The 21,780-nt window shown below is 68.6% G+C and carries 17 protein-coding genes; 12 read left to right on the top strand and 5 right to left on the bottom strand.

The window, feature by feature from the left end; genetic code table 11:
* The first annotated feature begins 3 nt into the window (after window positions 1-3).
* On the top strand, window positions 4-1,194 hold the full coding sequence (locus A0O31_RS02385; protein ID WP_039456075.1) for a thiolase family protein: 1,191 nt from the start codon (window positions 4-6) through the stop codon (window positions 1,192-1,194).
* Here A0O31_RS02385 and A0O31_RS02380 read toward each other — a convergent pair.
* Window positions 1,191-1,499 carry a DUF503 domain-containing protein gene (locus A0O31_RS02380; RefSeq protein ID WP_071676522.1) on the bottom strand — a complete coding sequence of 103 codons (309 nt, stop codon included), beginning with the start codon at window positions 1,497-1,499 and terminating at the stop codon, window positions 1,191-1,193. The two genes, A0O31_RS02385 and A0O31_RS02380, sit on opposite strands and share 4 nt — an antisense overlap.
* A 25-nt stretch (window positions 1,500-1,524) precedes the next feature.
* The gene (locus tag A0O31_RS02375; RefSeq protein ID WP_071676521.1) at window positions 1,525-3,987 is read right to left on the bottom strand and encodes a BamA/OMP85 family outer membrane protein; all 2,463 of its coding nucleotides are present in this window, start codon (window positions 3,985-3,987) and stop codon (window positions 1,525-1,527) included.
* Between the two features lie 45 nt (window positions 3,988-4,032).
* Between A0O31_RS02375 and A0O31_RS02370 the strand changes: the two genes are divergently transcribed.
* From A0O31_RS02370 to A0O31_RS02360, 3 genes are read left to right on the top strand one after another with little or no spacing between them, the layout of a single operon-like run.
* Window positions 4,033-4,860 carry a purine-nucleoside phosphorylase gene (locus tag A0O31_RS02370; protein ID WP_152024386.1) on the top strand — a complete coding sequence of 276 codons (828 nt, stop codon included), beginning with the start codon at window positions 4,033-4,035 and terminating at the stop codon, window positions 4,858-4,860.
* A complete protein-coding gene (locus A0O31_RS02365; RefSeq protein ID WP_071676520.1) occupies window positions 4,861-5,496 on the top strand; it encodes a YggS family pyridoxal phosphate-dependent enzyme in 636 nt (211 codons plus the stop codon).
* A gap of 6 nt (window positions 5,497-5,502) precedes the next feature.
* Window positions 5,503-5,952 carry a DivIVA domain-containing protein gene (locus tag A0O31_RS02360; RefSeq protein ID WP_071676519.1) on the top strand — a complete coding sequence of 150 codons (450 nt, stop codon included), beginning with the start codon at window positions 5,503-5,505 and terminating at the stop codon, window positions 5,950-5,952.
* Here the strand turns inward: A0O31_RS02360 and A0O31_RS02355 are convergent.
* Entirely contained in the window at window positions 5,897-6,463 is a 567-nt protein-coding gene (locus A0O31_RS02355) for a YdcF family protein (protein WP_071676518.1), read from the bottom strand. The two genes, A0O31_RS02360 and A0O31_RS02355, sit on opposite strands and share 56 nt — an antisense overlap.
* 50 nt (window positions 6,464-6,513) lie before the next feature.
* On the opposite strand from A0O31_RS02355, the gene hflX reads away from it, so the two are divergent.
* Window positions 6,514-8,163, top strand: a complete 1,650-nt coding sequence (gene hflX / locus A0O31_RS02350) for a GTPase HflX (RefSeq protein ID WP_071676517.1) — start codon at window positions 6,514-6,516, stop codon at window positions 8,161-8,163.
* On the opposite strand, the gene A0O31_RS02345 is transcribed toward hflX, so the two are convergent.
* The gene (locus A0O31_RS02345; RefSeq protein ID WP_071676516.1) at window positions 8,151-8,417 is read right to left on the bottom strand and encodes an acylphosphatase; all 267 of its coding nucleotides are present in this window, start codon (window positions 8,415-8,417) and stop codon (window positions 8,151-8,153) included. The two genes, hflX and A0O31_RS02345, sit on opposite strands and share 13 nt — an antisense overlap.
* A 59-nt stretch (window positions 8,418-8,476) precedes the next feature.
* On the opposite strand from A0O31_RS02345, the gene A0O31_RS02340 reads away from it, so the two are divergent.
* Genes A0O31_RS02340 through A0O31_RS02315 form a run of 6 tightly spaced genes read left to right on the top strand, consistent with a single transcriptional unit; the run spans window position 8,477 to window position 20,681 of the window.
* Window positions 8,477-16,489, top strand: a complete 8,013-nt coding sequence (locus tag A0O31_RS02340; RefSeq protein ID WP_071676515.1) for a translocation/assembly module TamB domain-containing protein — start codon at window positions 8,477-8,479, stop codon at window positions 16,487-16,489.
* A 12-nt stretch (window positions 16,490-16,501) separates the two neighbouring features.
* A complete protein-coding gene (gene tdh / locus A0O31_RS02335) occupies window positions 16,502-17,533 on the top strand; it encodes an L-threonine 3-dehydrogenase (protein WP_071676514.1) in 1,032 nt (343 codons plus the stop codon).
* A gap of 40 nt (window positions 17,534-17,573) precedes the next feature.
* Window positions 17,574-18,632 (top strand): PQQ-dependent sugar dehydrogenase, encoded by a 1,059-nt coding sequence (locus tag A0O31_RS02330; protein ID WP_071676513.1) that lies wholly within the window; start codon window positions 17,574-17,576, stop codon window positions 18,630-18,632.
* 9 nt (window positions 18,633-18,641) lie between these two features.
* Entirely contained in the window at window positions 18,642-19,634 is a 993-nt protein-coding gene (gene mtnA / locus A0O31_RS02325) for an S-methyl-5-thioribose-1-phosphate isomerase (protein WP_071676512.1), read from the top strand.
* Window positions 19,615-20,229 carry a ComF family protein gene (locus tag A0O31_RS02320; RefSeq protein WP_071676511.1) on the top strand — a complete coding sequence of 205 codons (615 nt, stop codon included), beginning with the start codon at window positions 19,615-19,617 and terminating at the stop codon, window positions 20,227-20,229. Before mtnA ends, A0O31_RS02320 begins: the two co-directional genes overlap by 20 nt.
* Before the next feature lie 53 nt (window positions 20,230-20,282).
* The gene (locus A0O31_RS02315) at window positions 20,283-20,681 is read left to right on the top strand and encodes a DUF4258 domain-containing protein (protein ID WP_071676510.1); all 399 of its coding nucleotides are present in this window, start codon (window positions 20,283-20,285) and stop codon (window positions 20,679-20,681) included.
* 26 nt (window positions 20,682-20,707) lie between these two features.
* On the opposite strand, the gene A0O31_RS02310 is transcribed toward A0O31_RS02315, so the two are convergent.
* Window positions 20,708-21,199, bottom strand: coding sequence for an OmpH family outer membrane protein (locus A0O31_RS02310; protein WP_071676509.1), 492 nt, complete (start codon window positions 21,197-21,199; stop codon window positions 20,708-20,710).
* A 98-nt stretch (window positions 21,200-21,297) separates the two neighbouring features.
* Between A0O31_RS02310 and A0O31_RS02305 the strand changes: the two genes are divergently transcribed.
* Window positions 21,298-21,735 carry a hypothetical protein gene (locus tag A0O31_RS02305; protein WP_071676508.1) on the top strand — a complete coding sequence of 146 codons (438 nt, stop codon included), beginning with the start codon at window positions 21,298-21,300 and terminating at the stop codon, window positions 21,733-21,735.
* The last annotated feature ends 45 nt before the right edge of the window (window positions 21,736-21,780 follow it).

Here is a 21,780-nt window from a genome sequence, read left to right as displayed (position 1 = left end):
CCCATGAAGCCGGTTTACCTCGTTTCCGCCGCCCGCACCCCCATCGGCAAGTTCGGGGGGGCGCTCAAGGACCTAAGCCCGGCGGAGCTCGGGGCCCACGCCATGAAGGCGGCCTTGGAGCGGGCCGGGGTGGAGGGGAAGGACCTGGACCTTTACGTCTTCGGGAACGTCTTAAGGGCGGGGCACGGGCAACTCCTACCCCGCCAGGCGGCCCTCAAGGCGGGCATCCCCAAGGAGGTGGACGGCTACCAGGTGGACATGGTCTGCGCCTCGGGGATGATGGCGGCGCTGAACGCGGTGCAGTTTATCCGCACCGGGGAAGCCCACCTGGTCCTGGCGGGGGGGATGGAGTCCATGAGCCAGGCGGGGTTTTACCTCTCCCACCGGGCCAGGTGGGGGTACAAGTTCCTCCTGGGCGCGCCGGAAAGCCTCCAGGACATCCTCCTTAGGGACGGGCTTTCCGATCCCTTCACCGGGGAGGCCATGGGGGAGCAGGCGGAGCGCCTGGCCCAGGACTACGGGGTGGGCCGGGCGGAGATGGACGAGGCCGCCTACCTCTCCCACAAGCGGGCCGCCGAGGCCACGGAGAAGGGCTTTTTCGCCTGGGAAATCGCCCCCATGGAGCTTCCGGGGAAGAAGGGGACGGTGGTGGTGGACAAGGACGAGGGCATCCGGCCCGAGACCACCCTGGAGTCCTTGGCGGCCCTAAAGCCCGCCTTCCGCAAGGACGGGGTCCTCACCGCCGGCAACAGCAGCCAGATCTCCGACGGGGCGGCGGCGGTCCTCCTCGCCTCGGAGGAGGCGGTGAAGGCCCACGGCCTTAAGCCCATCGCCAAGGTCCTGGGGGGGGCGTGGGCCGCCGGGGAGCCCTGGCGCTTCCCCGAGGCCCCTATCCCCGCGGCCAAGCGGCTTCTGGACCGGTTGGGGATGCGGGTGGAGGACTTTGGCCTCTTTGAGAACAACGAGGCCTTCGCCCTGAACAACGTCCTCTTCAGCCGCCTCCTCAAGGTGCCCTACGAACGGCTTAACGTCTTCGGGGGGGCGGTGGCCTTGGGCCACCCCATCGGGGCGAGCGGGGCCAGGATCCTGGTCACCCTCCTGAACGCCCTCAGGGTAAAGGGGGAGGAAAGGGGCCTCGCCGCCATCTGCCACGGCACCGGGGGGTCGGTGGCCTTCGCCCTGGAGCTCGTCTAGAGGAGGCCGTCCAGCTCAAAGGCCTCGAGGCGGAACTCCTCCAGCGCCACCTGGAAGCCCCCGCTTTGCGCCAGGAAGCGGGCGGCCTCCCTTAGGGTTTCCTCCACCCAGGCGGGGTCGTTGCCCAGCACGCTAAAGCCCACCACCTCAAACCCCCAGGCGTCCAGGCCGTAGAGCCGGGCGGCGGAGACGGGGAAGCGGGCCTTAAGCCGCTCCAGGGCCGGCTTGATGAGGGCCCGCTTCTCCTTGAGGCTCCGGGCGGGGGTTTCCAGCCGCGCCGTGTAAAGACCCAGGTAGGCCTTCATGGGCGTTAAGACCAGTATGCCAGGCCTAGAACATGGGCCCGATGCGGAAGTGCAGGATGCCCGTGGGCTTCTCCGGGCTGAAGGCGTAGTCCAGCCGCAAGGAGGGGAGGAGAACGCCCAAGACATCCAAGTCCAGTTGCAGGCCGATCCCTACCCCCCACTTTAGGCCCTGGGTGTTATCGGTAAGGCCTGTGTCGGCAAACACGATGCCGTAAAGGTTTGTCCCTCCTTGGGGCGAAAGGTTGAAGTCGTAGCGGTACTCCACCGAGCCCGTTGCGAAGGAGAGGCCGCTATATTTGCGCTCGTCATAGCCCCTAAGGAGGAAAGCCTCAGCTCCGCCGCCTGAAAGGTAGAAGCGCTCGCTCTGGGGAGGGGATCCGAGGAAGGTACCAGCCGAGATGCGGAAAGCAAGGGCATGGCGCCGGTCTTCCGAGAGGGGGAAATAGGTCTTCCCCGTAGTCACGAGAGGAACATAGGCTTGCCGGCCTCCCGTGTCCGGGAAGGCGAGGCCGATACCTGAGGTGAGGCTTAGCTCGTACCCTTGGGTACGGAAGCGGGGGTTGTCCACCTGGATGTAGGAGAGGCCAGTGTCTAGGCGAAGGTTCCAGGCAGGTGTGGGCAGGAGACTTTGGGCGAGGTTCACGTCCTTGTACCCGGTTCCGTCGCAGTAGGCGGGGTCCGAAGGGCCGGCGGAGGGGTTGCAGGGGGCGCTACCGTCGTAAATTTCCAGGCCGTATCTAAGCCTTTGGGCGGCAACTCCCAAAGAAAACCGTAAGTTGGGTAAATCTTTAGAGAAAGGTCGTGAAACGCTCAGGCCGAAGCCACTCCGTCTTTCCGTATACTGCCATCCCGTGTCCGTGCTGCCGTCGTAGAGGATGTTGTTGCCCACGGGGATGGAATAACCGCTGAAGGAGAGGGAGGTGCGCACCTCCTTTAAGTCCGCTACATCCAGGTAAAGCCAGGGGATGGTGTAACTGGCCGAGAAGGAAAGGTTGTCCCGGGCGTCGTTCTGTATCCAGGATAGCTCCACCGCTGCCTGGTGGGCTAGGCCGAAGAGGTTGATCTCCTTGAAGGTAAGGCTTCCCGACCACCCCTCCAAGGAGCTCCAGCCGATAGCGGGTTGAAAGAGCCCGGTGCGGGCTTCCTTGAGGCCAAGGACCACGGTGATCTCGTCCTCCTTATCCCCGGGCGAGAGGCGCACGGCGGGGGGCTCGGCGAGGAGCCCGGTGGCCAGGAGGCGGGCGATGCCTTGGCGGAGGGCTTGGACGGAGAAGAGGCTTCCCGGCTTGGGGAGTTCCCGCAGGATCACCTCCTCCTGGGTGCGGTGGCCTTCCTGCCACTCCAGGCGGTAGCCCCCGATCTTGAGCTCCACCACCTCCAGCTGGAAGCTACCCTCCTGGAAGCGGTAGCGCACGTCCGCCACCTCGTAGCCCCTTTCCTGGTAGAAGCCGGCGAGGCGCCTTGCGTCCTCCTGGGCCAGGGCGGGGGTGTAGACCTCCCCGGGCTTGAGGCGGAGGAGGCCGAGGAGGGTTTCCGTGGGGAAGGCAGTGTTTCCCCGAATTTCCACCCGTTGGATCACCCCCCCTTCGGGCCCCACTTGGAGGGCTACGACGACCCCGTCCCCCTCGGGCACCAGGTTGAAGTTCACCACCCGGGAAAGCCCCTTGGAAAGGGCCTGCACCCCTTCCAGGAGGGCGTTATAGTTCAGGTAGTCCCCGGGCTTTAGGGGGAAAGCCGAGAGGTCCAGGCCTTCCCCTTCCACCCGGATCACCTTGAGCTCGCGCACCCGGACACTTAGGACCCCGTTTTCCAGGCGGCTTTCCTGGAGGTCAGGGCCGCTAAAGCGGTAGCCCGCCCGCTCGTAGCGCCCGGCGATGCCCCCGAGGGCCTCCTGGTACTTGGCGAAGTCAAAGGGGCCCTTCAAGGGTTCCAGGAGCTTGAGGAGTTCGGTTTGGGAAAGGAGGGAAACCCCTTCCAGGCGCACCTCCTTCACCTCGGGGCTTTCCTCCACCCGGAAGGTGAGGAGGATACCGCCCCCCTGCTCCTTGGTTTCCACCGTCACCTTGGGGGTGAAGGGGAAGCCGTTTTGCCGGTAGGCCCCCGCCAGGGCCTGGGCCGCCTCCTGGGCCCTCAGGGGGTTGTAGATGGCCTCCTTGCCGATGGCGAAGTTCTCCTCTAGGAAGCGGAGGAGGTTTTCTTGGGGGAAGGCCTTCCCCTCCACCCGGACCTCGGCGATGGGGGGGTAGGGGGTGAGGGTGACCTTGAGGACGTCCCCCTCGAGGCGCACCGTCACGTCCCGGAAGTAGCCCGTGGCCAGGATGGCCTTCCTGGCCTCCTCCAGGTCCCCGGGCTCGTCCCCCACGCCAAAGGGCAGGGCGGCCCGGGCCAGGGCCTGGAGGACGGGGTCTCCCCCCTCCACCACCACGTCCTTTAGGGGAGCAGCCAGGGCGAGAAAGCCTAGGAAGGCTAGGGTAAGGAGGCGCTTCATGGCGGAAAGCATACCGGAAGCCGGTGAAGGGGCGGTGAGAGTAGAATGGCGGGGATGGGCGTCTACGAGAAGATCCAAGAGGCGGTGGCGTACATTCGTTCCAAGACGAACTTCACCCCCGAGGTGGGGGTGGTGTTGGGTTCGGGGCTTGGGCCCTTGGCGGAGGAGGTGGAGAAGGTGGCGGAGATCCCTTACGGGGAAATCCCCCACTTCCCCCGCTCCACCGCCCCCGGGCACGCCGGGCGGCTTGTTCTGGGGCACCTCGAGGGCAAGCGGGTCCTGGTCTACCAAGGCCGGGTCCACTACTACGAGGGGTATAGCGCCGAGGAGGTGGTCTTCCCCGTGCGGGTGGGCTTTTTCCTCGGGGCGAAGACCTTCCTCCTCACCTCCGCCGCTGGGGGGCTGAACCCCCGCTTCCGCGCCGGGGGGATCATGCTCCACCTGGACTACATCAACTTCGCCGGGGCAAACCCCTTGAGGGGCCCCAACGACGAGCGCCTGGGCCCCCGTTTCCCCGTGATGTTTGAGGCCTACGACCCCGGGCTGGTGGACCTGGCCCGCCGGGTGGCCCGCGCGCAGGACCTCCACCTCTTTGAGGGGGTCTACGCCTGGTTCATGGGGCCGAGCTTCGCCAGCCGGGCGGAGCTTCGCATGCTCCGGGAGCTCGGGGCGGACGCCATCGGCATGTCCACCGTGCCCGAGGTCATCGCCCTAAGGCACCTGGGGGCGAGGGTGCTCGGGCTTTCCACCATCACGGACATGGCCGTGCCCGAGCGGGAGCACCACGCCACGGAGGAGGAGGTCTTGAAGGTGGCGGCGGAGACGGGGCCCGTTTTCCGCCGCTACGTGCGGGGTATCCTGGCGGCGCTCTAAATGGGGCTTCCCGAGGTCCTGGAGCGGATCGCCGCCGCCTGCCGGAGGGCGGGGCGGGACCCTGGCGAGGTGCGCCTGGTGGCGGTGACCAAGGGGCGCACCCCGGAGGAGATCCGGGAGAAGGTCCTCCGCTACGGGGACTTCCCCTTGGGGGAGAGCCGGGTGCAGGAGGCCCTGAAGAAGATGGAGGTTCTCCGGGCGGAGTGGCACCTCATCGGCCACCTGCAGCGCAACAAGGCCAAGTTCGCCCCCCGCTTCGCCCTCATCCACTCCCTGGACTCCTTTCGCCTGGCGGAGGCTCTGGAGGGGGTGGGGGCCAAGGCGGGAAAGCGGCTTAGGGTCTTGGTGGAGGTGAACCTGGGCCGGGAGCCGCAGAAGCACGGGGTTTTGGAGGAGGAGCTGCCCGAGCTCCTCGCCCGGGTGCGGGAGCTGGAGCACCTGGAGGTCCTGGGCCTCATGACCGTGCCCCCTGTAGGCCCTGAGGGGGTGGTGCGCCCTCTCTTCAGGAAGCTTTCCCAACTTGCCGACCGCTTTGGCCTTCCCGAGCGCTCCATGGGCATGTCGGACGATTACGTCTGGGCGGTGGAGGAGGGGGCTACCCTGGTGCGGATTGGGCGGGCCCTTTTTGTAGACTGAGGAGGCATGGACCTAACCCCTTTGGACGTGCGCTACCAGGAGTTCCCCACGGGGCTTCGCGGCTACCAGAAGGAGGCGGTGCGGGGCTACCTCGCCCGGGTGGCGGAGGTGATGGAGGCCCTCGTTCAGGAGAACGAGGCCCTAAGGGAGCGGGTGCGCGCCCTGGAGGAGGAGGCTGCCCGGCTCAAGGAGGCGGAAGGGGAGCTGAAGCGGGCGGTGGTGGCGGCGGAGAAGATCGCCCGCGAGCTCAAGGCCCAGGCGGAACGGGAGGCCGAGCTTATCAAGAAGGAAGCCCATGCGGCCAAGGAGCAGGTGCTGAGGGAGGCGGCGGAGGAGCTTAAGCGCATCCGGGCCGAGGTGGAGCGGGTCAAGCAGGAGAAGGCGCTTTTCCTCGCCCAGTTCAAGGGGCTTTTGGAAGGGTATCTGGAATCCTTGCGGCGCTTGGAAGAGGCTTAAGCCTCCGGGGAAGGGGCCTTAGGCCCAGGTAAAGCCAGAGGCGGTAGAGGGCTTCCCGCGCCCAATAACCCAAGGGGTAGGGGCCGGGCACGGGGTGGCCCTGGGCCCTTATACCCAGAAGCCGGGCCAGGAAGAGCGCCCGGGGAAGGTGGGGGGCGTCGGTGACCAGGAGGACGGGGCCCGTGAGGTGGGGCCTCAGGAAGAGGAGGTTCTCGTAGGTGTTTTGGCTTTGCGTCTCGCAGAGGAGGGCTTTCTCGGGCACCCCCCTGGCCTTCAGGTAGCGGCAGCCCACCTCCCCTTCGCTCCACCGGTCCCCCGGGGCCCTGCCCCCGGCCACGGCGATCCGGGGGGCGAGGCCCTTTTGGTAGAGGGAGAGGGCGGCCTCGAGGCGGCGCTCCAAGGCGGGGGAGGGCCTGCCCCCGTACTGGGCCGCCCCCAGGACCACGATCCAGGCGTAGTCCCCTTGGGCTAGGGCGGGAAGGAGGAAAGGGGCGAGCCAAAGCCAGCGCACGGGCCCTACTCTACGCCCGAAGGGCCACGTTTTGCTATACTAAAGGGGCATTGGAGAAGATCTTCGGTAGGACGGAAGGGCTCAAGAAGAGTGAGCTTAAAAAGCTTTCCAACCTGTACCGCCGCCGGGTACCCCCGGAGCGGGTTGTTACCCCTGAGCTGGCCCAGGCCCTGGCCCTCCTTTCGGCCGAGGTGGGCCGCCCCCTAAGCCTCCTTCTGGACCGGGAGGGCCGGGTGGTGCGGGTGGGGGTGGGGGACGCCAAGGAGCTTCCCATCCCCGAGGGGGCGAGGGCGGAGCGCAGGCTTTCCGGCTTCCGCCTCCTCCACACCCACCTCTCCCCCGGGGGGCTTTCCCGGCCCGACCTTTCCGTGCTCTTCCTAAACCGGCTGGATAGCATCGCCGCCTTGGAGGTGGAGGAGGGAAGGCCCACCACGCTTCACCTGGCCTTCCTCTCCCCGCCCAAGGCGCTGGAGGAGGACTGGCGCATCTTTCCCCCTAGGCCTTACTTCCAGTACCTGGATTTGGATCACCGCAAGGAGGTGGAGGCCCTGGAGGAGGAGCTCGCCCGCCAGGCCCGGGTGCGGGAGCTTCAGGACGGGAGTGGGGAGCGGGCCATCCTGGTGGGGGTGGACCTGGGGGAAGGCCCCGAGGCGGAGGCGGGCCTAAAGGAGCTTGCCGAGCTCACCCGCACCGCCGGGGGCGTGCCGGTGAAGAAGGTCCTGGTTTACCGCAAGGCCCTGGACCCGCGCTATCTGGTGGGGCTTGGCAAGCTGGAGGAGCTCAAAAGCCTGGCCTACCACGAAAACGCCTCCACCCTCATCTTCGGCCTGGAGCTTTCCCCCGCCCAGGCCCGGGAGATAGAAAGGGCCACGGGGCTTAAGGTCCTGGACCGCACCCAGCTCATCCTGGACATCTTCGCCCTCCACGCCAAGACCCCCGAGGCCCAGGCCCAGGTGGAGCTAGCCCAGCTAAAGTACCTCCTGCCCCGCCTGGTGGGGAAGGGGAAGGAGTTGAGCCGGCTTGGGGGTGGGATCGGCACCCGGGGCCCGGGGGAGACCAAGCTGGAGGTGGACCGGAGGCGCCTCCAGGAGCGAATCGCCCACCTGAGCCGCAAGCTGGAGGAGTACGCCAAAAGGCGGGAGGAGGCAAGGAGGCAAAGGAAGCGCCGGGGGGTGCCCCTCATCGCCGTGGTGGGCTACACCAACGCCGGGAAGACCACCCTCCTCCAGGCCCTGGCCCGGGGCGGGGAGCCGGGGGAGGACAAGCTCTTCGCCACCCTCCGCCCCCTGACCCGCCGGGGCTTTTTGCCCGGGGTGGGGGAGGTGCTCTTCACGGACACCGTGGGCTTCATCCGGAAGATGCCGGAGGAGCTCCTCACGGCCTTCCGGGCCACCCTCGAGGAGGTGCGGGAGGCGGACCTCTTGGTCCACGTCCTGGACGCTTCCGAGGAGGGGGCTTTGGAGCGGTACCGGGTGGTGGAGGCCCTCCTCGGGGAGCTTGGGGTGGAGGCCCCGCGCGTTCTCGCCCTTGCCAAGGCGGACCGGGCGGCCCCTTACGACCTCTACTACCTAAAGGAGCGGCTTGGGGGGGTGCCGGTTTCCGCCCTGAAGGGCACGGGGCTTCCCGAACTCAAGGCGGCCTTGGCCGAGGCGCTCCTTCAGGCCGGGGCCAGGCCCCAGGCCTGGGCTCAGTACACGTAAAACCCCTTTAGCCCGGTCGCCTCGGCCCACTGCACCTCCACCTCGTCCACCCGGGCGAGGCGGGGGCCTTGCTTGAGGTGGTGGAGGAAGGCCTGAAGCGCCTCCTCGGGGCCTTCCGCCACCACCTCCACGCGGCCGTCCGGTAGGTTTTCCGCATAGCCGGAAAGGCCCAGTTCCAGGGCCTTCTTCTGGGCGAAGGCCCTGTACCCCACCCCTTGCACCCTTCCCTTCACCAAGGCCACCAGGCGCGGCATGAGGGCATTTTACGGGGCATGCCATGCCGCTTTCATCTCCCTTCCCTATGCTTAGGGAGATGCGGCGGGGGCTTCTCTTCCTTCTCCTGGGGTTCCTTGGCCTCTTGGGCCTCCTCGCCTGGCCCCCCCTCCTCAAGGGGGCGGTGGAGCGGGGCTTGGTCCTGGCGGGCTTCCAGGGGGAGGTGGGGGAGGTGCGGGGGCACCTCCTCCTGGGCCTTAGGCTGCGGGGGGTGCGGCTTAAGGGGGAGGGGCTTTCCCTGGAGGCGGAGGCGGTGGGCCTCCGCTACGACCTCCTGGGGCTTTGGCGCCGGGAGCTTCCCCTAAGCCTCCGCCTCCAGGGGGCCCGCCTAAAGCCCACCTGGGAGGCCCTCATCCCCGAGAAGCCGGGGCCACCGCCCGCCCTCAAGGTGGTCTTCCGGAGCCTGGTCCTGGAGGATACCGAGGTGGAACTTCCCCAAGGGAAGAGGCTTTTCCTCCCCCCCTTGCGCCTCACCCTCGCCGGGGAAAACCCCTACCGCTTCCTGGTGAGGCTTCCCGGGGGGAGCTTCCAGGGAGAGGCGAGGGGGCTTGCGCCCGACCTTTCCGCCTGGGAGGTGCGCTTTGGGGGCGAGGTTTCCGGGCTTTCCTTCTTCTACCCGGGGCTTAAGGGGGGGAGGCTTTCGGGGGTTTTCCGGCTTGGCCCCGGGGGCATGGCGGGGGAGGCCGAGGTGGCGGGCGGGGTGGTGGAGCTCGTGGGCTTTGCCCTCACCCGGGTGGAGGGCCCCATTCGCCTTCGGGAGGACCGGGTGGAGGCGCACCTAAAGGGGGTGGGCCTCGAGGGCCCCCTAGAGGCGGTGGCGGAGGTGGACCTCAAGGGGGAGCGCTACCGCTTCCGGCTGGAGGGGAGGCCCCAGCTTCCCGCCCTGGCGCGCCACTTTGGCCTATCCCTGCCCGTGGAGGGGGAGGGGAGGCTGGCCCTGGCGGGGGAGGGCTGGGCGGAGCTGAAGCTCAAGGGCGGCTTCCAGGGGGAAGGGCGGTTCTTGGGGGAGCCTTTCCGCCATTGGGGGCGGCTTGGCTTTGACCGGGTCTTCTCCCTGGAGGCGGAGGCGGAGGGGCGGCTTTTGGACCGCACCTACCGCCTGGGCTTCGCCCTAGAGGGAAGCGCATACCGGGCCACCTTCGCCGATACCTTAGGAAGCCGGCTCCGCCTGGCGGGGGAGGGGGGGCGGCTGCGGGGCGGCGGGGTTGCGGCCTGGCCGAGGCCTTTGGAGGGGAAGGCGGAGGTGGCCTTCGCCCTGGAAGGGGGCCGCTACCGGGTGGGGGTGCGAAGCCCAGGGGTGGCCCTTCCCCTTTTCGCCCCCTTGGACCTCTCGGGGGAGGTGCGGGGGGAGGGGGCGAGGGTTTCCGGGCGGCTTGGCCCCTTGGCCCTTTCGGGGACGTGGGACGACCTCGCCCTCCGCCTCACCCCCACTCCCCTGGCGGTGGGGGACCTGGAGGGGGAAGGCCGCCTCCAGCGGGGCAGGCTTTCCGCCACCCTCCGCTACGCCTCCCCCTACGCCGCCTTCCCCGTGGCGGTGGCGCAGGAGGCCTCGGGCTTCCGCTTCTTTAGCCCCTACGGGGAGGGGGCGTACCGGGGTGGGGTTTTCTCCTTGCGCCTAAGGGGCCTTCCCGTGCGGGCCCTGGACGAGGTGCGGCTCTGGGGGGATGCCCTCTACCGGGAAGGGGCCCTCTCCGGGCGGCTTCGGGCCGAGGGGCGCTACCTGGAGGCCGCCGCTTCCCTCAGGGGCTTGGGGGCGGAGCTTTCCGGAAGGGTCCGGACACCCCTCGGGGAGGTGCCCTTTTCCGGGGCCTACGACCCCGGTCCCGGCCTAAGGCTAAGGGCCGGGGACCTCACCTTGGCTTACAAGGAGGCCCTGAGCCTGAAGGGGGAGGCGGCTTTGGGGCCCTTGGCCTTGCGGGCGGACCTGGCCTACGAGGGGGGCTATAGGGGCTATGCCGAGGTGCGGGCCTACGGGGTGGAGGGGAGGCTCCTTGGGGAGGGAAAGCGGCTTTCCCTGAGCCTAAGGGGCTATGTGGAAGGGGAAGGGGAGGTCTACCCCACCCTGCGCCTCGCGGGCAGGCTCCTTCCCCCCATCCCCGAGGGGCTCCGCCTTCCGCCCCTCGCCTTCACCCTGGACCGGGAGGCCCTCCGGGTGCCGGGGGTGGGGGAGGTGGGGCTTCGGGGCCGGTACCCCTTCCGCCTGGACCTCCCCTTCCGCTACCGGGGGGTGGAGGGGCGGCTTTGGGCCCGGGGGGACCTGGAGGGGGGCAGGGTACGCCTCACCACCCCCTACGGGGAGGTGGCGGGGGAAGGTCCTTGGAAAGGGCTCCGCCTCCAGGGCCAGGGGGAGGTGCCCTTCCTGGGGGCGGGGAGGCTTGAGGGGAGGGTGGACCTCCTGGCTTTGGCCTACCGGGGGGAGGCCTCCTTCCCCAAGGGGGGGCTTGTCCTGGGCGTGGTGGGGCGGGGGGCGGCCTTTAGGCTTGGGGGCGGGGCGCCCGGGCTTCGGGTCCTTGGGGGGTACGAGGAGGGGCTCCGCTTGCTCCTCCAGGCGGAGGGGCTGGACCTCTCCCCATGGGGGCTTCCCCTAAGGGCCACGGGGACCTGGGGAAGCCGGGGGGGAAGGCTCCGCCTGGAAAGCCCTTACGGGGAGGCCCTTATCCAAGGGGAGGAGATGCTCCGGGCCCGGGTGCGCCTCCTCGGGCCCCACCTGGAGGGGGAGGGAGAGGTTTCCCCCGAAGGCTACCGCCTCGCCCTGAGGGCCCACTACCGCCAGGGCGGGGTGGAGGTCCTGGGGGAGGCCTCGGGGGAGGGTCCCTGGGCGGCCTTGGCCTTGGAGGTGCTGGGGGAGGCCCGGCTGCCCTACCTGGACCCCTTGCCCTTCCGGGGCCGGGTGTGGCGGGAGGGCTTGGTGCGCTACGCCCTGGAGGGCCCCGTGCGCCTCGAGGGGGAGGGGCTTACCTACCGGGGAAGCTTCGCCCTCCCCTTCCGGGCCCTGGGCCGGGAGGGGGAGGTGGCGGGGCGCTTCCGGGGGGAGGGGGTTTCCTTAGCCTGGGAAGGGGAAGGCCGGCTTGCGGGGCTTCCCTTCGCCTTCCAGGGGGGGTACGGGAAGGCCCTCGCCCTCACCCTCCGCTATGCCGGGGGGGAGGTGGCCCTGGAGGGGGAAAGGGTGCGCTTCCGCCTGGAGGAGGTGGCCCCCTTGGCGGAGGCCTTGGGGGTGGCCCTGAGCGGGCGGGCGGAGGGGGAGGTGGGCTTGGACGGGAGGGGGGAGGCGGAGGCGGCGCTTTCCTACGGGGGGGAACTCCTGGCCCTGGACTACCGCGGGGGGGAGGTACGCCTTTGGCTTCCCGAGCGGGAGGTGGGCCTCGCCTGGCGGCCCGAGGGGGGGGCGTTGAGGGGGCTTGGGGCCCTTGGGGGCGGGGGGCGGCTGGACCAAAAAGGGGTGGAGGCTTCCTTCCGCTACCCGGGCCTTTCCCTAAGCCTTTCCGGGCCCTTTGGGGCCTTGAGGGTGCGGGGGGTTTACGAAGGGGAGGCCTTGGGGGAGACGGCCTTAGAGGCCACCCTGGACCTCTTGGCGCTTAGGGGGGAAGGGGTTTTGCGCCACGCCTCTTCCTTTGCCCAAGGGGAGCTTGCCCTCACCTGGGAGGGCGCCCGCTACCGGGGGGAGGGGTGGCTAACAAGCCGCCAGTACCTGGTCCAGGAAGGCCCCCTAGGGCTTTCGGGGGAAGGGGGTAGGGTGGAGGTCCGCTGGCAAGCCCCCTTGGCCCTGGAGGCGGTTTACGGGGATGGGTGGCGCCTTTCGGCCAAGGGGAAGGGGGAGGTGGCGGGCTTCGCCCTGGAGGCGGACCTGGGCTATGGGAAGGAGGGGTATAGGGGTTGGCTTCGGGCCGAGGGGCGGGGCCTCGCCCTTTGGGCGGAAGGGGAGGGCCCCTTGCGCTTCCGCCTCCAGGGGGAGGGGCTTCCCGGAAGCCTTAGGGCGGAGGGGGAGGTGCGGGGGCTAGCGGTGGACGGGGCTCTCCGCTACGCCCTAGAGGTGGGGCGGGGGCGCCTTGGGGCCGAGGCCCGGCTTGGGGGCACGCTCCTTGGGCCCAGGCTGGAAGGGGAGGGGGCCCTGGTGGGCGAGGGGGAAAGCCTTCCCTTCCGCTTCGCCCATGAGGGGTTTTCCCTGGCGGGGCTTCGCTTGGCGTCGGAAGCCCCGGGCCTAAGGCTTCGCTTGGAGGGGGAGAGGCTTTCCCTATGGGCCGACCTGGACCTCACCCCCTTTGGCCTCCCCGCCCGGCTTGAAGCCCAAGGGGAGGGCCCTTGGCAGGGCCCGGTGGCCTTCCGCCTGGAAAGGCCCGAGGGGACGGTGGCGGGGCGGGCCTGGCTTTCCCCCCTGCGGGCGGAGTTCCAGGGGGAGGCCTACGGGGAGGGCTTTGGGGGGACGTATGGGGCGGAGGGGCTTTCCCTCCGCTTCCAGGGGCCCAGGGTTTCGGGGGAGGCCCGGTACGGGAAGGGGCTTTCGGGGCTTGTCCGGGTCCGCTACCCTCTTGCCGACGGGGCCCTTTTGGCCGAGGCGGACCTGGGGGCGGGGCGGTTTGCCCTTTGGGGTGAAGGGGCTTTGGCGGGGAAGGGGGAGGGCACCTTCTGCCTGCCCGGGCCCTTGGGGGCCTGCCCGGGCCTCGAGGCCGCCTTCGCCCTGGACCTGGCCTACCGGGGGCTCGCCTTCCAGGGGGCCTACCGCTACCGGGCGGCGGAGGGCTACCTGGGGGCCTGGTCCGGGGAGGGGAGGGTGGAAAGCCCCTACGGCGGGGTGCGCTTCCTGGGGCGGGAGGGGGGCTTTGACCTCCTGGGGGAGGGCCTCCCCCTAAGGGGGAGGCTAGACCTCTTCCCCTTCCGCCTGGCCTACCGCTACGGGGGGCCTCTGCCCCGGGGGCTTGGGGAGCTCTGGGCCGAGGGGGTCTACCCCGGGAAGTGGCTTTCGGGGCGGTACGCCTACGGGGAGGTGGGCCTGGGCCTGGAGGGGCTTTCGGGCTTTAGGGTGGCCCTTTCCGGGGCAGGGGTGAGGGGGGAGGTGGGGCCGGAGGGGCTGGTCCTTGCCCTTTCGGACTTCGCCCTTGGGCCCTTGCGCCTTTTGGGGGAGGTGAAGGGCCCCTGGCGGCGGGTGGCCCTAAGCCTCCGCCTCGCCGCCTTTGGCCGGGAGGCGGAGGCGGAAGGGGTCTATGGGGAAGGGGGCCTCCGCCTTGGCCTCAAGGGGGACCTGGAGGGGGAGGTGGCCTGGGACGGGGCCTGGCGGGGGGAGGTGGTCTTCCGGGAGGGGAGGCTTGCCCTGGAAGGGGAGGGGCTTCCCCGGCTCCGGGGGGAGGTCTTGGGGGAGGAGGTGGCCTTCGCCTGGCCGAGGCTGCTCCTGGGCGGGCTTAGCGTGGACCTCGCCGCCCGGGAGGCCTCGGGGGAGGGGACCTTCTGGGAAGGGCTCCTCCCGGGCGGCCTCGAGGCCAGGGGGGAAGGGGAAGGGGTCCGGCTCGCCTACCGGGTGCCGGGGCTCGGCCTTCCTTTGGAGGGGCGGCTTGACCTCAGGGCCCTCGCCCTCACCCTCACGAGCCCGGAAGGGGAAGGGGCTTTGGTCTACCAGGGGGGACGGGTGGCGGGGAGCCTGGGCCTGGACCTCCGGGGCTTCGCCTTGCGGCTTAGGGGGGAAGGGGAGAAGGTGGCCGTGGAAGGGGAGCACCCCGCATGGGCCTGGTGGGCGGCGGGGGCGGGGCGCCTGGAGGGGGAGGTGGGGCTGGACGGGGCCTACCGCCTGGCCTACCGGGCGGGGGAGGAGGAGGTGCGGCTTGAGGGGAAGCTCCTTACCGCCCGGCTTTGGGCCAAGGGGCCCTACCTCCAAGGGGAGCTCGCCTACCCACCTGGAGGGGAGCTTAGGGTGGACCTCCCCCTTCCCCCCTTGGAGAGCCGCTTCCAGGGCCGGGTGTACGGGGAGGGGTACGGGGTAGAAGGGGTGTTGGTGGGGGGCGTAGGCCGGGTGGAGGCCCAAGGGAGCCTCCTGCCCTTGGCCTTGGACCTCACCCTGAAGGAAACCGCCTTGGAGGACTTCTTGGGCCGCTATGCCCCGTACCTCCAGGGGCGGGTTTCGGGAAGCCTCGTCCTGAAAGGGGGGAGGGCGGAAGGGGCGGTTTCCGGGGAGGTAAGGGTGGCGGACAGATCCCTTCCCCTAAGCCTCCAGGGGCGCCTCCAGGGGGCGGGCTTCGCTGGGGAAGGGCGCCTCGGGGAAACCCCCTTCCAGGTGGCCCTGGAGGGCGGGAGGCTGGACCTTCGGGCAAGCCCCCGGGGCTTCCCCCTCCACCTCCTCCTCGCCGCGGTGGCGGGGCCGTTGGAGGGGGAGGCCTACTGGACGGGGGCGGTGCGGCTCAAGCTGCCCCTCGCCGACCCCTTGCGGGGGGAAGGGGTTTTGGTGGGGGAAAGCCTCGTCTTTAGGGGCGGGGGGGATGAGCTTAGGGGCCAGGCGGCCTTCCGCCTCGGCCGGGGGCGGGTGGAGGTGGACCACCTCCGCCTGACGGGCCGGGGTGTCTGGGAGGGTGGGGGGTATTGGAGCCCGGAGGGAAGCGACCTTTACTTGAGCCTCAAGGACACGGTCTTCACCCCGGTGTTGCAGGTGGTGCCCGCCCTGAAGCCCTACCGCCCTGAGGGGTCGGGGAGCCTGGCCTTGCGGCTCAAGGGGGATAGCTTCCAGGTGGGGTTCCAGGACTTCCGCTTCCGCCTGGGCCCGGTGGCGGGGTACCTCCCCGAAGGGCTCCTTTCCCTGAACGGGGGGGCCAGGGCGGAGGGGGAACTCACCCTAACGGCGCCCTTCCCCGGGCGGGCCCGGCTTGGCCTCGAGGGCCGGCTGGAAGACTTCCGGGTGAGCGCCAAGGGGGAGGTTTCCCTTCCCGGCCTCAAAGAGGCCACCCCGGCCGAGGTGGTCTTCCGCTACCCCACGGGCTTGGTGGAGGTTCGCCTGGGGGGACTAGAAGCCCAGGGGACCCTTTTCCCCTTGCGGCTTGCGGGCTATGGCCGATTGAATCTAAGTTATCCTCGCCTCTACTTGCAGGAAGGTCTTTTGGACGTGAAGGGCTTCTTTTTGTACCAGGAAGGGGGAACTTATCACTTAACGGCCAACGCCGAGGTTTTGCGTGCTTGGCTAGCTTTCACATCGGGTGCTGAGCAAGGCAGAGAACCACAGGAAGCAGCTCCCGCAGAGCCTCTTCCCCTGGTGTTTGAAAACATTCGCCTTTACGCTGAGAAGGGGGTCCTTATCCAGGAGAGCTTGGTTCAAGGTGAGGTAGGCGGAGAGCTCTATTTGGGCGGCTCTTACCAGGATCCGTACCTCTCAGGGGAGGCTCGTCCCCTTAGGGGGAGTTTCCGCCTGCGGGACGTGCTTTTCAACGTGCTACCTGAGGGTAGCGCGATACGCTTTACCCCTAGCCGAGGTATTTTGCCCGAGTTCACTCTCCAGGCCACTGGGGAGGCGCGCGGCTATACCCTGCACCTGAAAGCTGAGGGCAGCTTTTTCCGAGAGAACGGCCGGATAAAGCTCCGCTTGGAGCCCAAGTTAACCACAGAACCTGAGTTACCCGAGGTAGAGGCTTATTCGCTTTTAATCCTGGGCACCAAGGATCTTGGCCAGGTTTTGGATGTCTTACCGCAAGCTATTTTAAGTGCCGCCTTGGAAAGCCTGCTGGTGGGTCAGCTGGAACGGGAGCTTGCGCGGGTTCTGGGCCTAGATCAGTTTCAGATCCGTACGCCTCTTTTCCAGGGTGGGCAGTTAGAGGACACCCGCCTTTCGGTGGGCAAATATGTGATGCCCAACTTGTTTTTAGGCTACGAAGTGGACCTGCGAGGGACCCAAAGCGTGTTTGCCCAGTACCGGCAGGACCGGTTAGCCGTTTCCTTGAGCTCTCGTTTCCCGGTGGGTGAAGGGACTTACCAAACGCTGACCTTTCAGCTAGGGTATGAGCTGACACCTGCCTTGGGCCTTTCCCTGGGGATGGAAAGTGGGGAGAGTGTGCGCTTTAGCATCGGCGCCCTTTACCGGTGGTAGCATGGCCCCGGTATGCGCGCTTTGGCCAAGCTGGCCCCTGAAGAAGGCCTAACCCTGGTGGAACGCCCCGTGCCCGAGCCGGGGCCTGGGGAGATCCTGGTGCGGGTGGAGGCGGCGAGCATCTGCGGTACCGACCTCCACATCTGGAAATGGGACGCCTGGGCCCAGGGGAGGGTCCGTCCCCCCCTCATCACCGGGCACGAGTTCAGCGGGGTGGTGGAGAAGGTGGGCCCCGGGGTCAAGCGCCCCCAGGTGGGGGACCACGTGAGCGTGGAAAGCCACATCGTCTGCCATGTCTGCCCTGCCTGCCGCACGGGCAACTACCACGTCTGCCTGAACACGGAGATCCTGGGGGTGGACCGGGACGGGGGGTTTGCCCAGTACGTGGTGGTGCCGGCGGAAAACGCCTGGGTCAACCCCAAGGACCTCCCCTTTGAGGTGGCCGCCATCCTGGAGCCTTTTGGCAACGCCGTGCACACGGTGTACGCCGGGAGCGGGGTATCGGGCAAGAGCGTCCTCATCACCGGGGCTGGCCCCATCGGCCTTATGGCGGCCATGGTGGCCCGGGCGAGCGGGGCGGGGCCCATCTTGGTCTCCGACCCCAACCCCTACCGCCTGGCTTTCGCTAAGCCCTACGCCGACCGGCTCGTCAACCCCTTGGAGGAGGACCTTCTGGCCGTGGTCCGGCAGGTGACGGGAAGCGGGGTGGAGGTTCTTTTGGAGTTCTCCGGCAACGAAAGCGCCATCCACCAGGGCCTGAAGGCCCTCATCCCGGGGGGCGAGGCCAGGATCCTCGGCATCCCCTCGGACCCCATCCGCTTTGACCTGGCGGGGGAACTGGTCATGCGGGGGATCACCGCCTACGGCATCGCCGGCAGGCGACTTTGGCAGACCTGGATGCAGGGCACCGCCTTGGTCTACTCGGGCCGGGTGGACCTCACCCCCCTCATCACCCACCGGCTGCCCTTGAGCCGTTACCGGGAGGCCTTCCAACTTTTGGCCTCAGGCCAAGGGGTGAAGGTAATCTTGGACCCGAAGGCCTAGCCCTCCCTAGGGTAGCCTCTTCCCGAAAGGGGGGAAGAGGATGACGAGGAGGCGTTTCCTCCAGGCCCTTTCCGCCTTGGCCTTGGCCCGGGCCCAGGGCCTTAGGGCGGAGGTGGTGGCGGAGGGGTTGGAGGCTCCCTGGGCCTTGGCCTTCTTGCCCGGAGGGGGGTTTCTGGTTTCCGAGCGGCCGGGGCGGGTCCGGCTGGTTAGGGGTGGCAGGGTGGGCCTCTACGCCGAGCTTCCCGTCTACCACCGGGGGGAGTCGGGGCTTTTGGGCCTGGCCCTCCATCCCCGCTTTCCCCAGGTGCCTTACGTCTACGCCTACCGCACGGTGGAGGAGGGAGGGCTTCGCAACCAGGTGGTGCGCCTTCGGCACGAGGGGGAAAGGGGGGTTTTGGACCGGGTCATCCTGGACGGCATCCCCGCCCGCCCCCACGGCCTTCACTCGGGCGGGCGCATCGCCTTCGGTCCCGATGGGATGCTCTACGTGACCACGGGGGAGGTGTACGAGCGGGAGATGGCCCAGGACCTGGCCTCCTTGGGGGGCAAGATCCTGCGGATCACCCCGGAGGGCGAGCCCGCCCCGGGGAATCCCTTTTTGGGCAGGCGGGGGGCCCGGCCCGAAATCTATAGCCTAGGCCACCGCAACCCCCAGGGCCTTGCCTGGCACCCGGAGACGGGGGAGCTTTTTTCCAGCGAGCACGGGCCCAGTGGGGAGCAGGGCTTCGGCCACGATGAGGTGAACCTCATCCTCCCCGGGGGCAACTACGGCTGGCCCAGGGGGGTGGGCCGCCTGGGGGATGCCCGCTACCAGGACCCCCTCCACTTCTTCCCCCAGGGCTTTCCCCCGGGGAACCTGGCCTTTTGGCGGGGGGCGCTCTATTTGGCTGGGCTTCGGGGGGAGGCCCTTTTGCGCCTCACCCTCAGCGGGGGCAAGGGGGCTTGGCGGGTGGCGGGGGTGGAGACCGTCCTTTCCGGCTTTGGGCGCCTGCGGGAGGTGCAGGCGGGGCCCGACGGGGCCCTTTACGTCACCACCTCCAATCGGGATGGCCGGGGCCGGGTGCGCCCTGGGGACGACAAGGTCCTCCGCCTCCTATAGGCTTAGGGCGTGGAGCGCCTGTTGCCTTTCCGCTTTGACGAGGAAGAAGGGGTCTTCTGGCTTTTGGACCAGAGGCGGCTTCCCTTGGAGGAGGTCTGGGTGCCCGTGCGCACGGCGAGGGAGATGGCGGAGGCCATCCGGGCCATGGTGGTGCGGGGGGCGCCCGCCATCGGGGTTTCGGCGGCCTTCGGCATGGTCCTCGCCCACCTGAGGGGGGAAAGCCCAAAGGAGGCGGACGCCCTCCTCCGCCAAAGCCGCCCCACGGCGGTGAACCTTTTCCACGCCTTAGACCGCCTGCGGCCCCACTGGGGGGACCTGGAGGGGAGCCTAAGGGAGGCCAAGGCCCTTTGGCGGGAGGTGGAGGAGACGGAGAGGGCCATTGGCCTCCACGGGGCCAAGGTCCTAAGGGGCCAGGTCCTCACCCACTGCAACACGGGGCCCTTGGCCACCGGGGGGTACGGCACGGCCTTGGGGGCCATCCTCGAGGCCCACCGCAAAGGCCGGGTCAACCACGTCTGGGTGGACGAGACGAGGCCCTACCTGCAAGGGGCCAGGCTCACCGCCTTTGAGCTTAAGAAGGCGGGGGTTCCCGCCACCCTCGTCGCCGACAACATGGCGGGCTTCCTCATGCAGCGGGGCCTGGTGGACGCCGTCATCGTGGGGGTGGACCGCATGGCCCTAAACGGGGACTTCGCCAACAAGATCGGCACCTACACCTTGGCGGTGTTGGCCCACCACCACGGCATCCCCTTCTACGCCGCCCTGCCCCTTTCCTCCGTGGACCCCAGGCTGGAAAGCGGGGAGGGTATCCCCATTGAGGAGCGTTCCCCGGAGGAGGTCTTGGAGCTTAAAGGGGTGCGCCTCGCCCCCGAGGGCTTCCCCGCCTACCACCCCGCCTTTGACGTGACCCCCCACCGCTACCTCACGGGCATCGTCACGGAAAAGGGGGTGCTCTACCCCCCCTTTGACGAGGCCCTGCGCCATGCCCTGGGCCTTTCTTGAAGCGCTTTTGGGCCACGCCTGCCCGGGGTGCGGCGGCAGGCTGGACGAGCCTTTCCTCTGCGCCGCTTGCCGGGAGGGGCTTCGGGCCTGGGCCCAAGGGGATAGCGTCTACCTGGGGCTCTACGGCCGGGTGGGGGGTTTGGTCCGGGCGCTCAAATATGGGCGCCGCTTCGGCCTTGCGCCCCTCTTGGCCCGCCCCTTGGCGGAAGGCGTCCTGGCCCAGGGCTGGGCGCTTTCGGGGGTGACGGCGGTGCCCACCCTCCTGCCCCGGCTTCTCCGGAGGGGGTATAACCCCCCCGAGCTCTTGGCCAAGGAACTCGCCCGCCGCCTCCACCTCCCCTACCGCCGGGTCCTCGTGCGGGTGCGCTACGCCCCGAGCCAGCCCACCCGGGGGCGGGGAAGGGCCAAGCTCCCCCCAGGGCTCTTTGTGCCCAAGGGCAGGGTGGAGGGGGCTTGGCTTCTAGTGGACGATGTCCTTACCAGCGGGGCCACCTTCCTCCGGGCCAAGGAGGCTTTGCTCCAGGCGGGGGCGGAAAGGGTCTACGGGGCCTTCCTGGCGGTGCGGGACCCCGCTGCCTTGGGGCCTTACCGGTAGGGGCCACACTCCTTTGGGCTATAGGCCCTAGACTGGGGGGAAAGGGGGTGGACATGCGGAAGCTTCGCCGCCTTCAGGACCTCCTCCCCCACCTCCGGGAAGGGCGCTACCGCTTGGGCCCCCACGTGGCCAAGCACATGCTCCAGGAGGGGTTCACCGAGCTGGACATCCTGAGGGCCCTGGAATGGGGCAGGGAGCTTTGCATCTACCCCGAGGACCAGCGGATGCTGGTTTTGGGCTACATGGTCTTCCCGCCCCGCCTGCGCCTTCCCCTGCACGTGGTCCTGGAGTACGCCAAGCCGCGGCACGTGGACATCGTCACCGCCTTTATCCCCAAGGAGCCTTACCGGGTGTATTCCCGAAAACGCCTGGCCGCCATCCTCCGCTTTGACGGGGCCTTAGAGGAGGTGCGCTGGAGCTTGCCCAAAGAGGCTTACCCCGCCTGGGAGTAGGCCCAGGCGGGGTAGGGGGGTTTGCCCTAGCGCTTGAGTTCCCGGATCACTGCTTGGGTGAGGTCCGTGTCCTCGTCGGCGTAGACCACCAGGCCGGACTGGGCCGCCACCTGCCGGCTCATGACCACGGCGAAGCCCTGGGCCTTGGCCACCTTGGCGATGGCGGCGTCCACGTCCTCGAGGATGGGCTTGAGGACCTGGTTCTGCCGGTCCTGCCATTTCTTAAGGGTGTCCTGGTAGGTCTTGAGGAGGGCGTCGTAGTCCTGGCGCTCCTTGGCCGAGGCTTGCCCGGCACGCATCTTCTGGTCCAGGGGCTTGAGCTTTTCCTCTAAGGGGGAAAGCTCCTTTTTGGCCTGGGCCTGCACGTCCTGGACCTTTTTGTAGTCGGGGTGGGCCTGGACCAGGGCATCGGCGTCCACGAAGCCGATGCGGGTGGCCACGTTCCTGTTCTGGGCCAGCATGGGGGTAACGAGGGCGCCGAGGGCCAGGAAAAGGGCCGCTAGGGGAAGCCGTTTCATGGGTCAAAGCCTATCCCCTTTGGGTTAGGCCAGGGTGAGAGAAGGCTTCCTTTCCCCTTGAGGGCTACTGGGGTAGGATGCCCTAGGAGGTGATAGGCATGCGCAAGACGATTGGGCTTCTTTTGCTCTTGGCGTTAGGTTCTTTGGCCTTTGCCCAACGGGCGGTTTCCTTCCGGCTTTCCTTGCCCCCGGCGGGGCTCGGGTTTGGCCTCGAGGCCCCCTTGGAGCAGAACCTGGCCTTCCGGGGCTTTGCCGACCTCTTCCCTGGGGGGCCGAGCTTTCTGGTAGGGGGCGAGCTCCTCTTCAAGCCCGATCTGGGCCAGGTGGACCGGGACCTGCGGGGGATTAGGCCCTATTTTGGCGGGGGGCTTGCGGGGTGGTTTGCCCAGAGCAGCGACCTTGGCCTTCACCTTTCCCTTGGGGTAGAGGTGCTACTAGACCCCAGGACGGGGGTTTTCCTAGACGGGGAGTACTTCTATCCCTTTGGGGGAGGCAACTCCCTTAGCCGGGTAGTGCTCGGGGCTAGCCTGCGGTAGGAGGATGCCCGATGATCCCCGCCTTCAAGGCGGGGACATTTTTCC

The sequence above is a fragment of the Thermus brockianus genome (assembly GCF_001880325.1).
GTDB lineage: Bacteria > Deinococcota > Deinococci > Deinococcales > Thermaceae > Thermus > Thermus brockianus.
The sequence above is the reverse complement of the archived record's forward strand: the minus strand, read 5'-3'. Positions and strand labels throughout refer to the sequence as shown.